Source organism: Fodinicurvata sp. EGI_FJ10296 (assembly GCF_040712075.1).
Taxonomy (GTDB): Bacteria; Pseudomonadota; Alphaproteobacteria; order DSM-16000; family Inquilinaceae; genus JBFCVL01.
Genome location: NZ_JBFCVL010000010.1, coordinates 95,781 through 108,501, shown reverse-complemented (window position 1 = coordinate 108,501; position 12,721 = coordinate 95,781). Strand labels below are relative to the sequence as shown.

Sequence of the window (12,721 nt, the reverse complement as noted above, 5' to 3'; positions counted from 1 at the left end):
CGCCTAAAATAAAAAATCAATGATAAAGTCGTTGGGCAAGTGCCGGTTCAGCAGAACCACGAACACGAAGTAGGTAAAAATTACAAATCCCAAGGAAGAAATTATCGCCACAACCGGACGTCCGGCCCCAATGCCAAGCACAAATAGAGGAATAAATATAAATGTAGAAATAAAATAGCCAATAGTCGGGAAGATTGCGATGTATGCTAATATCAACCCTAAGCAAACGAAAAACCGGTAGGGGTTTGTGAAGAACGCACCCTCTTCCCTGATTTCTTTTCTTCGAGCTCCGATTCCGATGCCTGCATATGCAAGCGTCCGAAGCAAATATGCGCCGCTCAGTGCCGCCAGTGTCCCCAGCGCCAGACGCGGGAACATAGCGGCCTCTGCTGACAGGCCCTGAGTCTGCTGCCAGCCAAAGCCGGCGAAGGCCATCAGCATAAGGGCTGTCATGATGTCTTTAGCGGTGACACTCAATACGAAAAGCCCCCCAAATCCTTCATCTGCCGAAGAGTTATTGGTATGCGATACCTTTTATTGTATATAGGCTACACGGTTCGCGGGGTGTGTCAAACATTTTGCGACGGTTGTATGAACACCAAGGGCGCGGGGAAACGATGGCCGCTGACAACCCGAAAGAGCCGCCGGAATCGCTGGCGAAATCCGGCGAAAATATAGATGAGAGGCTTTTCGTTGGCGGTCTCGCCAAAGGCCTGAAAATATTGGAGGTATTGGGAGAGCACCGGTCCCCGATGAGCTTGACGGAAATTTCCAGGCAGTCTGGTATCGGTAGAAGCGGCGCTCAGAGGATAATCTATACGCTGTCAGCTCTCGGATACATCAAGAAGGACGAGACAACGCGCCGATACCTGTTGGCGCCCAAAATACTTAGTTTCGCCGGTGGGTATTTGCGCAGTGGAGGGTTGGCGGAAAAGGCGTTTCCGTACCTGCTGGAAGCCAACAAGTTGACGGATGAGACCGTCAATCTGACGGAAATGGACGGAACGGACATCATTTATGTCGCCCGTTTCCCAAGCCGTAACATCATCACTTCGGATATTGCGATCGGATCACGTCTTCCGGTGTTCTGCACGGCGCCGGGACAGGCCATGCTGTCCCGGATGCCGCGCGATCGGGCGATGTCTATCCTTGGTTCCGCGCCGCTGGAAGCGCGCACGCCATATACAGTCACGGATATCGATGAGCTCGTTGCCAAGCTGATCGCGGCCCACGACCGAGGCTATGCGCTGGCGGAGCAGGAAGCCTTCACCGGCGAAGTCTCGATTGCATCGGCCGTGATCGACAGGGACGGCGATGTGGTGGGGTCGGTAAACATCGCCGTTTCACTTCTGCGCTGGAAGATCGCGGATGCGACGAAAGTTCTGGCGCCCGTGGTCATGGAGATCGCTGCGGCTATTTCCAAAACCCTTCGCTGATCCCGGAAAATTTCTTCCGTCGATGTGCTCCGAGAAACCACTGGAGCGGTTCAATGTTGTCGGGACCTCGTCCCGAAGCTTCGGGACGGATGTCGACCAGCCGGTCCGCATGCGGCGCATAACCTCAGGTTATGTCGTGGCGGAAAAAACGGTATTGGACATACCGACGAATTACAAATCACTATAGCCCATAACAAATCAAAAGAATTCAGGCTTCATTCTGGAGACGAAATCATGCGCAATTTCCTCGATTTCCGCCGCCTGGCCGCCGTAACCACGGCTTTGACCTGCGTTGGCTTCGCTGCCCATGCTCATGCACAGAATCTGACGATTCAGTCCGGCAGCCCCACCGGTTCCTGGTATCCGGCGGGCGTGGCCATCACGAACGCAATGCAGCAAGCCAATTCCGACCTCAGTGTTACTGTTGCCCCTGGAGGCGCGCTGGAAAACGCCCGTGCCGCCAGTTTCGGCCAGGACACCGACATGGCCATGACGTATGCCTCGTCCTGGCACGGAGCCTTGCAGGGCAGTCACCCCTTCGAGCGCGAATGGCCCGACAGCCGTTTCGTGATGGCGTTGGCGCAGGTCGTTTACCACGGCGGCGTTGCCGCGGAATCCGACATCGAGTCCTATGCCGACCTGGCTGACAAGGCCATCATGCCCGGACTCCAGAGCTGGGCCACCAATACCATGACGATGGAAATTCTTGCCCAATACGACATCAGTTATGACGATATCATCGCCAACGGCGGCAAGGTCGAGCATGTCGGGTACGACGACATGCAACGCGGTATGGCCGATAGGCAGACCGATTTCATTGCCGCATTCCAGGGATATCCTACGGCCTTGTGGATCAACACGCACAACAGCCGCCCGCTTCGGCTATTGCCCGTGCCGGAAGAAATCGCCGAGCCGATTCTCGAAAACATTCCCGGCCTGTTTCTGGCTCAAATTCCGGCGGGAACGTATGACATCAATCCCGACGAAGATATCGCCACGATCGGCGACGTGACCATCGCGATCGCCCACAAGGATTATGACCCGGACGTTGTCTATGAATTTGTCAGGACGACACTGGAAAATCGCGAGTCATTGATGCAGGCCGCCCCGACACTCGACTTCGTGGCGACCGAAACGGCACTGACCGGTCTTGCCGACGGTGAAATACACCCTGGTGCAAGACGATACTACGAAGAAATAGGTCTTGAACTGCCGAACTGACTCCTCTTCGTCAGCGTACCGGTCGGCTGCAATTCCGGCATAGCTTCGAGCCTGCAGGGGAGGGGTCTGCGTGCTGAACAATCGATTTCTGTTCGGCCTGTTAAAGCCGATAGCAGATCAAAGCCGCGTCGGGATCGACGATCTCATCGAAGGCCAGGTGCGGGGGCTTGCGTGGTGGCGGGCCTCGGCCGTGGCAGCCATCGGTGTCGGTCTGGCCCTTTACCACCTCAACGCGGGATTTTTCGGCACGCCGGAAGCTCTCCTCTTCCGCAGCACGCATCTAAGCGCGATGCTCGTTCTGGCCTATCTGCTGGTCCCGTGCTGCAAAACGCCGCCCGCCTCGCCGTGGCAACGGCGACTGGCGGGCGCTTATGACGCCGGTTGCCTTGCAACGGCCGTCGTGATGTCGATCGTTATCTACAGGCAGTTCCCCGACATAACCGCGCGTGTCGGTTGGCCCAACGCCACAGACCAGATCATTTTTCCCATACTGGCCTTTCTTGTGCTTGAGGGTGTCCGCCGAACGCTTGGTTGGACTCTGACGATTCTCACTCTGCTCTTCATCTTCTACGCATATTATGGAAACTACTTCCCTGGCCTGTTCGAGCACCGTGGTTTCTCGCATCACAGGGTAACAGGCGTATTGTTCGTCGAAAGCGCCGGGGTTTATGGCCTGCCGATCGCGGTGACGGCGACCTATGTGATGCTTTTCCTGATTTTTGCCGCCTTTCTTTTGCGATCGGGTGCTGGAAACTTCTTCACCGATCTCGCATTCGGCCTCGCAGGCCGGTATTCAGGCGGGCCGGCGAAAGCGGCGGTATGGTCGTCCTGCTTCATGGGATCCTTGTCCGGTGCGCCAGTTGCCAACGTGGTTTCGACGGGTGCAATCACAATTCCGTTGATGAAGAAGGTCGGGTACCGCCCGACATTCGCCGCGGCCGTCGAAGCAGTGGCCTCGACGGGCGGCGCCTTCATGCCGCCGATCATGGGGGCTGCGGCCTTCATCATGGCCGAATACACCCGTACTGACTACTCGCAGATAATTCTTTACGCAATCTGGCCGGCGATTCTTTACTATATTTGCTGTACTCTTATTGTTCATTTTGAAGCCAAGCGCATGGGGCTCGTCGGCCACCCGGCGGAATCCCTGCCGATCGTGAGCGAGGTCCTGCTGAGGCGCGGCCATCTGCTGCTGCCGATCGTCGTTCTGATCTGGTATCTGAGCCAGGGATATACGCCTGCCTATGCGGCAAGCTACGCCACGCTTGCGCTGTTCGTCCTGGTGATGCTGCGGCCCGATACGCGAATGAACGTGCGCGATTTTCTTGCAGCTCTTGAGCTGTCGGTGCGCATAGCGGTGCCCACGGTTATGGCCTGTGCGGCGGCCGGTTTCATCATGGGGACGATCACATTGACAGGCCTCGGCGTCAAACTGACGTCGTTCATAACACTCGTGGCCGGCGAAAGCCTGTTCCTCGGCCTTGTATTCACGATGCTGGCGGCGCTGGTCATGGGCATGGGCATGACGACGACATCGGTTTATGTCATTGTCGCTGTATTGTGCGTGCCGGCGCTGGTGAATCTGGGCGCCGACCTGATTTCCGCGCACTTCTTCGTCCTCTATTTCGGAATGCTTTCCAATATTACGCCACCGATTGCTCTGGCTGCTTATGCCGCGGCGTCGATCGCCCAAGCCGATCCATGGCGAACGGGATTCGAAGCATTCCGGATAGGGTTCCCGGCTTTTCTCCTGCCTTTTGCCTTCGTCTACGCTCCTGAGCTGCTGTTGCGAGGCTCGGCAATATCGGTGGTGACGACGATATTGGTATCGCTAGGGGTCGTCCTGATCCTGGCGAAGCTCGCGTCCTTCAGCGGAACCATGATCCGGACCGCGATGGGTGAACCGGAGAGATGACGGTTTCCCGACGAGATGCTTTTTGTTGTTAAAATGGAAATGCTGAAATGGCCCTTATCGATTTCAACAGTCGACCGCCTATTCCTGCGTTCGATCCGAACGCTTCTCATTTGGCGAACTACCGCCGGGTGTATGAGCAGAGCGAACAGGCAGTAAAAAACCAGGTAGAAACGGACGCCCTGCAAGAGTACCTGGACATTTATGACAAACTTGATGCCGACTACGTAGTGGTAAAGGCAAAAGACGTAGAAACAACGTTCGGTATAAAAGCGTCTAACGAAGATATTTCGGAATTCTGCAGAAACCAGGGAGCGAGGTTCATCGGCTACGCCGGCGTTGACCCGCATAAGGGTTCTGCAGCTGTCCGCGAGCTGGAGTATGCAGTAAAAGAGCTTGGCCTACAGGGGCTTAATCTGCAATGTTTCGAGCACCGACTTCCTGCCAATGATAAAAAAATATTTCCACTTTACGCAAAATGTGTCGAGTTGGGTGTGCCCGTTAATATTCATGTCGGGACCAATTTCTCGACTGATTGTTTGATGGAGCACGGGCGGCCGATGTTTCTTGATGAGGTGATGGTCACCTTTCCTGAGCTAAAAGTTATCGCTTCGCCCCCGGGTTGGCCGTGGTGCCACGAACTGGTCGCCGTCGCATGGCGTCACAGAAACGTCTTTATCGGCATTTCCGCCGTTCGGCCCAAATATTTGGCTGTCCAAAATTCGGGGTATGAAGCGCTTCTTCAATACGGAAATTCAATACTTCAAGATCAAATGGTGTTCGGAACATCGTTTCCTATGCAACCGATCGAACGGGCGGTGGCCGAATTGAAGGCCTTGCCGCTAAAAGAAGCCGTTCAGCGCAAATGGATGTATGAAAACGCGGCTCGGCTGCTTGGGGTCGATTGAAGGCGAGTTCTGTCTCGCGGTCGGCGGGGCACACCACACCATGCCCCGCCTGCTCGTCACAAGACCGGTGCCGCGGAGCCCCTGTTGCACCGCTCACGCAAATGGATGACGCGATGAGCGGAAAAAATGGGGTCACTGTAAAAAAGAAAGGTGACTCGTGAAGACGTTATTCGAACCGCGTGGCGTGGCGTTCGTTGGCGCAACACCCGATACGGAAAAGTACAACGGACGTGTTCTGAAATACGCGATCGATTCTGGATTCGCCGGTCATATCTGGCCGGTTAATCCCAAATATGACACGATTTTCGGGCTGCCATGCCATTCGGATCTTTCCAGTGTTCCCGGACCGGTCGACGTCGTCGTCATTCTTGTCGGACCGGCGCGAATCCCGGAATTGATGCGCCAATGCGCCGACAAGGGCGTCGATTACGCCATAGCGCTCGGCGACCTGATCGCGCCCGATAGTGCGGATCGCCAAGCTGACGAGCGACGTTTGCGCGGGCTTCTCGCGGACGGGGGGCCGCGGATCGTCGGTCCCGTGTGCGTCGGCGTCATTCGTCCCGGCAACAACCTGTCGATGACCATGAGCAGCGGCGTCCTGGCCGGACCGGCGCCCAAAGGAAACATCGGTCTCGTCAGTCAGAGCGGCGGCGTACTCTCCTCCGCGCTCGACCGCAGCCACCAGTTCGGGGGCGGTTTCTCCACCCTGGTTTCCAGTGGCGCCGAATGGGACCTGAACCTCGCGGACTATGTCGAGTACCTTTTGGATGACCCGGAGACCGACTGCATTGCAGCCTATGCGGAAAAGCTTGTCGATCCGCAACGACTGTTTCGGCTGGCCGACCGTGCCCGCGAACGCGACAAGCCGTTTCTTCTGTTGAAGGGCGGTTCGTCGGAGCGCGGGGCCCTGTCGGCATTGACCCATAGCGGCGCGATCGCCGGAGATCTGGCGCTTGAGAATGCGGCTTTCCGGCGTCACGGCATCGTTCGGGTCCATGACGTCGATGACCTCTTGATGACGGCCCGGGTGCTCGCGGATCACAGAGTGACGCCCGACCGGGGAGTGGCCGCCGTTTCCCAATCCGGCGGCTATTGCACCATCGTAGCCGATGCGCTGAGCCGGGCCGGTGTCCCCATCGCCGATCCGGAACCGGCGACCGTCGACAGGATACTGGCGGAAACGCCGGTTCCCCGCGTGGGCAATCCACATGATTCCGCCAGTGGACCGCCAGGGAACAATGCGCCCCATTCACGGGCATCGCTGCTTGCATTTCAGGATGATCCGAACGTGGGTGCGACGTTGTATGCCGAAACCATGTATATGTACCAGGCAGAGGGCCACAAGCTTCAACGCGACGTTTCGGCCTACAACGAGAAACCGCACCTTGTCTGCTGGCAAGGCGGCAAAGCGACGGAGTCGGTTATCCGGTCGCTGCGCAGCGACGGCGTCATCGTTTTCGATACCCTCACGGCCGCGACTTCGGCCCTTGCCGGTCTTTATCATCATGCCGATCTGATGCGCCGCCCATTGCCTCGAACCCCTCAGCCAATGCCGCTGGCCGTGCCTCTGCCCGACGAGGGCGGCCTGCTCGATGATGCCACCGCCAAGTCACTGCTGCGCGAATTCGATATTCCCCTGGCGGAAGAACTGTTTGCCTCCGATCCCGCCACCGCGGCGGCGCAAGCCGGGGTCCTGGGCTACCCTGTCGTGCTCAAGGGTGTCGCCGCCGGCGTCGCGCACAAATCCGAAGCCGGAATGGTTCGCGTCGGCCTAGGCGACGCCGAAGCCGTCGAGGCGGCCGGACGCGATATGGCGGCTGGCGTCACCGGGCTTGCCGGGTTCGGTGTCCAGCGCATGGCAAAGGGGGTCGAACTGCTGCTCGGCGTCAAGAACGATCACGGACTCGGCCCGGCCGTCATCCTCGGCTTCGGCGGGCTATACGCCGAAGCCATGCGGCCTCCCCATATCGAACTGGCCCCCATCGACCCGGAGAGAGCGGATGAAATGATCGACGCCGTTGACCCGAAGGGCATCCTGTCGGGTTACCGCACCGGGAAAGTCCTCGATCGAACGGCGCTTCGCCACGCGATCACGGCCCTGTCGCAGTTGGCCGTTGCAGGCCGTGACCGCATAGAAAGCATTGACCTCAATCCCGTCATCGTCGGTGAAAGCACAGCCGTCGCCGTCGATGCGGTTGTCGCCCTCTGGCCGGCGACTGCAAGCATGATGGAAGGCAACCGATGACGTCTCCAACTTACTCTATCGGTATAGACACAGGCGGCACATTCACCGATGTCGTTGCATATGGCAGCGACGGGGCGGTGCACCTGACGAAGGTGCCGTCGACACCGGAGGATCCGGGCGCGGCCGTTCGCCGAATCCTTGACCAGGTGCTTGACGATTGGGGAATCGACGCCCCGCAGATTGTTCGTTTCGTTCACGGTACCACTGTTGCGACCAATGCCGTTCTGGAGCGCAAGGGAGCACGTATCGGCCTTCTGACGACCGAAGGGTTCAAGGACGTCCTGGAGATCGGTCGCCAGAACCGCACCCAGATCTATGATCTTATCCTGCGTCCGGAAACGCCGGGTTTCCTGGTTCCCGGCGCGCGGCGCCGCGGCGTCCTGGAATCCATCGGCCCAACGGGAGAGGTCGAGAAGCCACTGGACGAGGCGTCGCTGGCGGCGGCGGTCGCGCATCTGGTTGCGCAGGACGTCGACGCGATTGCGATCTGCTTTCTCTTCTCGTTCGCCAACCCGGTGCATGAACGCCAGGCGGCCGCCTTCATCGCGCAGCGCCATCCGGAAATCATGATATCGTTGTCGTCGGACGTCGACCCGGCGTTTCGCGAATACGAACGCACCTGCGTGACGGCCTTCGACGCCTATATCAAGCCGCGGCTCGACAGATATCTCGCCGGGATGGAGGATGACCTGAAGAGCGCGGGCGCACCCGCGCCGCTTCAGATCATGCAATCGCGTGGCGGCGTCTGTTCGTCGGTCATCGCGCGTCGACGCCCGGTGCGGCTGTTCCTGTCCGGACCCGCCGCCGGTGTCATCGGTGCATGCGCGGCCGGTGCCGAGGCGGGACTGAAGGATCTGATCACCGTCGACATCGGCGGTACGAGTTCCGATATTGCCTTGATCTTCGACGGCCAGCCCCTGGTCCGGCCTGAAGGCAATCTCGACACATACGCGATCCGCGTGCCGATGGTGGACGTCAATGCCATCGGGGCCGGCGGCGGCAGCATCGCCTGGATCGATGAGGCCGGCGGGCTGCGTGTCGGTCCGAAATCCGCCGGCGCCGATCCGGGCCCGGCGTGTTATGGCCGGGGCGGCGAGTGGGCGACGGTCACCGACGCTTCCGTCGCGCTTGGGTATATCGATCCGGGGTACTTCGCCGGCGGCAGCCTCAAGCTGGATCAGGACAGAGCGCGGGCGGTCATCAGGACCGCCGTGGCCGAGCCCTTGGGTATGTCGCCGGAACACGCGGCCCTCGGCATCCACCGCGTCGTGAATGCCCAGATGGCCGAGGGCATCCGCCTGGTATCGATCAGCCGCGGCATCGATCCCCGCCAGTTCGCACTCGTTGCCCTGGGCGGGGCGGGCCCGCTGCATGCCACGGCCCTGGCGGGAGAACTGGGCATTGGCGCCGTTGTGGTTCCGCGCAATCCCGGTGTCCTGTCGGCAAGCGGGCTCCTTTCGGCGATCACCGAGCATGAGGTGTCGGCGGCGTTCCCCAATGCGTTGGCCGACCTTACCATGGACCCGGTCCATGCCGCGCTGGAGCGGATCGACGCCGAATGCGCCGAGCTGATGGCCCAGGAGCAGGCTCCCATCGATAGGGTCGCCAAGAGCTACTATGCCGATGTCTGCTATGTCGGCCAGGCGCACTACATGGAGGTTCCGCTCCAACTCGATGCCGACGCGCCACTCGATCGTCTTTTCGAAGATTTCTGCGCCCTCCACGAACGTCAATATGGCCACCACACCCGCTCTCCCGCCAAAATCGTCAATTTGCGCACCGTTCATCGGGCGGATACGCGCATCGCCGAGCCCGGAACGCTCAAGCGGGCCGACGGCAACGCCCATAAAGGGCGCCGGGAGATCATCGTTGCTCAGGGTCGTGTGCAGGCTGACGTCTACGATCGCGACCGGCTCAATGTCGGAGACGAGTTCGACGGTCCGGCCATTATCGAACAGAACGACACGACCACGCTGGTCGAACCCGGCTGGCGCGGAAAGGTCGGGGAAGGGAGCATTCTGGTCCTTACGGCGATGCCAAACGAGGGAAAAGCGTAATGGAAATCGAAAACGGTCTCGACCCGATCACCCTTGAAGTCGTGCGGAACAAGCTCGACGGCATCGCCAACGAGATGCAACTGACATTGTTGCGCAGTTCGTTCTCTCCGATCGTGAAGGAAGGGATGGATTGTTCCGCGGCACTGTTCACGGCCGACGGTGCCACGCTGGCTCAGGCCTCGGCGATTCCGATCCACCTGGCGACGATGATTCCGGCGCTCGGCGCCGTGATCGAGGTCTATCCGACGAGCACCATGGCCGAAGGGGACGTGTATCTTCTGAACGACCCTTATTGCGGCGGAACCCATCTGCCTGACATTACCTTGTTCCTGCCGGTCTTCGCCGCCGGGCGGGTGGTCGCGTTCAGTGTCACGACCGTGCACCATCAGGATATGGGGGGCATGTCGCCGGGCTCGATTCCCACCAATGCGACGGAAATCTATCAGGAGGGGCTACGGCTCCCGCCGGTCAAGTACATCGATCGCGGCCAGGTCAACGAGACGCTGGAGAAGATCCTGCGTCTCAATATCCGTATGTCGGACGTGTTCATGGGCGACCTCCATGCCCAGTTGGCGGCCTGTACCGTCGGCGCCCGTCGGCTCGGGGAATTGATCGACCGCTATACCGCCCCGGCGCTGGAGCAGATGTTCTCCGAATTGCTGGATCGTTCCGAAAAGATGACGGTCGAGGCCTTGCGGCGGCTTCCCGAAGGGACTTTCAGATATGTTGACTGGCTCGACAACGATGGAGTCGACCTCGACAAGCGTGTCAGGGTCGAGGTGGCCGTCACCATCGGCGACGGTCGCATTCATTTCGATTTGACCGGTACCAACGATCAGGTCCGGGGCCCGATAAACTGCGTTCCTTCCGGCGCCCGAGCGGCGGCGTACTATGTCACGCGTGCCCTGACAGGCGCGCATATTCCAACCAATGGCGGCTGCTTCGTTCCCGTCTCGCTGCATTTGCCCGAGGGAAGCATCGTCAACCCCAGACAGCCTGCCGCCGTCAACGCACGCACTCCGACGATCAAACGTCTGTGCGGCGCATTCATCGCCGCGCTTGCCGACACCATTCCCGATATCGCGCCGGCATCTTCGGCCGGTCTGTCATTAATGATGGCTTACGGCGGTGTAAGACAGGACGGCACGCCCTTCATCGTCAGCGAACTGGTGGCTGGCGGTTCCGGCGGCAGCCTGAAGAGCGACGGTGTGGACTGCATCCAGACCGATGGCACGAACAGCATGAACATGCCCGTCGAGGCGATGGCGCTGGAGGCACCGATCCGGGTCGAGCGGTTCGAGCTCCGCCCCGATTCCGGCGGTCCCGGCAAAGGGCGCGGCGGGTTGGGCGTCATTCGCGAGTATCGGTTTCTGGCGGACAACGTCGCTTTCACCCATAGGGGGGAGCGCCACTACACAGGAGCGGCCGGCGCCGGGTCGGGTCAGGCGGGGGCGATGTCGCGCTCGACGCTTTACCGCAGCGATGGCAGCATCGAAGTCATCGAATCCAAGACCGTAACGCGCGTGAATTCAGGAGACCGCCTGGTTGTAGAGACTGCCGGCGGCGGGGGGTACGGCGATCCGCGCGAGCGCGATCGCAGGCTGGTGATCGCCGATATCGAAAACGGCAAGGTCAGTGAATCGGCCGCAGCATTCTATGGGTTGGACACTGACGCGCCGGTAACGCCGGCATAGGCCGCGCCCCGGTTCGATGGGCCGGCGCCGGCCCGCAGCCCGATTTTCGGCAATGGGCCCGATTTTCGGCAATGGGAATGGGTGAGGTGGGGGGGGGGATGCGGCTCTGGAACGGGTCTGGCCTCGGTGCCAATCCGCTTGATTGAAACTGCATGGGTCGATTAACATTTCGACTTGAGGTGATGCGGCGGGCTGTCCGCCCATGAAAGCCGGAGCACGCACGGGTGAATTTCCGGCAGCTTCAGATATTCCACGCCGTGATGCGTACAGGTTCGGTCACAGGGGCTGCCCGCGTTCTCCACATTTCGCAGCCAGCTGTCAGCAAGGCGCTGCGGTATCTGGCGATTGAGACGGGCTTGCCGCTGTTCCGGCACGCCAATGGCCGACTTTACCCCAGTGCCGAGGCCGAAGCTCTGGAGATCAGGGCGCAGGAGATTTTTGGCAGGTTCGAGGGGTTGGACCATTTCGTTAGCGAATTGCGCGATCTTCGCGCTGGGCGTCTGCAGATTGCAACCCTGTCAACGCTGGCGACATCCATCGTTGCCGACGTCACTGCCGTGTTTCGTCGTGATCACCCCAAGGTTCAGGTCGAGATCAGTGCCCTTCCATCCCGGCAGTTGGTCGAACTGGTGCGCCAAGGGGACGTGGATCTGGCATTTTTCCACACCCTTGCCGACGGCGCCAAGGTCGACAGCGAAGAAGTTTGCAGTTCGGAAGTTGTTTGCCTGGTCGGACGAGAGAGCAAGCTGGCGGAAAAGGAGGTCGTAACACCCGCTGACCTGGCCGATGAAACGGTCGTCACTTTCAATTACGACACGTCCATCGGGTGGATGATCAAGGAAACATTCCGGCAGCATCGTGTCGTGGCCGACGGCATGCTGTTCGTGAACCAGACCGCTACGGCGTTGGCCCTGGTATCCGCCGGTGTCGGGATCGGATTGATCGATCCCTTTCCGCTCTTCGGCAAATCAGTGCCGGATGTCGTCGTTCGCCCGTTCTCGCCGCCGATTCCATTAATTGCGCGAGTGGCTTTTCCTGCACTGCAACCGAAAAGTCTTCTGGCGCGAAGGTTCAGCACGGTCTTGAAGGAAGTTTGCCGAGAGCGCCACGCAACGTCCCCGTTCCCGATGCGCATGCTGTCTTGAATTGGCGTTTTGGACGATGGTGTGTGTCGGTCGACGGGCGGGTCGAGTTCGTAATCGGAGACTCCCGCCGCCTTTCGCGATCGACGGAAGCACGATCATATGG

9 protein-coding genes are annotated in these 12,721 nt (G+C 59.8%); 8 read left to right on the top strand and 1 reads right to left on the bottom strand.

Annotated features, from left to right (window positions below):
* Nucleotides 1–3: 3 nt before the first annotated feature.
* Entirely contained in the window at nucleotides 4–477 is a 474-nt protein-coding gene (locus tag ABZ728_RS20405) for a tripartite tricarboxylate transporter TctB family protein (protein WP_366658205.1), read from the bottom strand.
* A 140-nt stretch (nucleotides 478–617) separates the two neighbouring features.
* On the opposite strand from ABZ728_RS20405, the gene ABZ728_RS20400 reads away from it, so the two are divergent.
* From ABZ728_RS20400 to ABZ728_RS20365, 8 genes are all read left to right on the top strand, one after another.
* Nucleotides 618–1,436 (top strand): IclR family transcriptional regulator C-terminal domain-containing protein, encoded by an 819-nt coding sequence (locus tag ABZ728_RS20400; protein ID WP_366658204.1) that lies wholly within the window; start codon nucleotides 618–620, stop codon nucleotides 1,434–1,436.
* Between the two features lie 234 nt (nucleotides 1,437–1,670).
* A complete protein-coding gene (locus ABZ728_RS20395) occupies nucleotides 1,671–2,657 on the top strand; it encodes a TAXI family TRAP transporter solute-binding subunit (protein ID WP_366658203.1) in 987 nt (328 codons plus the stop codon).
* A 70-nt stretch (nucleotides 2,658–2,727) separates the two neighbouring features.
* Nucleotides 2,728–4,572 (top strand): TRAP transporter permease, encoded by a 1,845-nt coding sequence (locus ABZ728_RS20390; RefSeq protein WP_366658202.1) that lies wholly within the window; start codon nucleotides 2,728–2,730, stop codon nucleotides 4,570–4,572.
* 47 nt (nucleotides 4,573–4,619) lie between these two features.
* A complete protein-coding gene (locus ABZ728_RS20385; protein ID WP_366658201.1) occupies nucleotides 4,620–5,477 on the top strand; it encodes an amidohydrolase family protein in 858 nt (285 codons plus the stop codon).
* 157 nt (nucleotides 5,478–5,634) lie between these two features.
* Nucleotides 5,635–7,722: an acetate--CoA ligase family protein gene (locus ABZ728_RS20380; protein WP_366658200.1), complete on the top strand. Its 2,088-nt coding sequence runs from the start codon at nucleotides 5,635–5,637 to the stop codon at nucleotides 7,720–7,722.
* Nucleotides 7,719–9,779, top strand: a complete 2,061-nt coding sequence (locus ABZ728_RS20375) for a hydantoinase/oxoprolinase family protein (protein ID WP_366658199.1) — start codon at nucleotides 7,719–7,721, stop codon at nucleotides 9,777–9,779. Before ABZ728_RS20380 ends, ABZ728_RS20375 begins: the two co-directional genes overlap by 4 nt.
* A complete protein-coding gene (locus tag ABZ728_RS20370; RefSeq protein WP_366658197.1) occupies nucleotides 9,779–11,473 on the top strand; it encodes a hydantoinase B/oxoprolinase family protein in 1,695 nt (564 codons plus the stop codon). The genes ABZ728_RS20375 and ABZ728_RS20370 overlap by 1 nt, the downstream gene beginning before the upstream one ends.
* Nucleotides 11,474–11,697: 224 nt before the next feature.
* A complete protein-coding gene (locus tag ABZ728_RS20365) occupies nucleotides 11,698–12,618 on the top strand; it encodes a LysR substrate-binding domain-containing protein (RefSeq protein WP_366658196.1) in 921 nt (306 codons plus the stop codon).
* Nucleotides 12,619–12,721 lie beyond the last annotated feature (103 nt).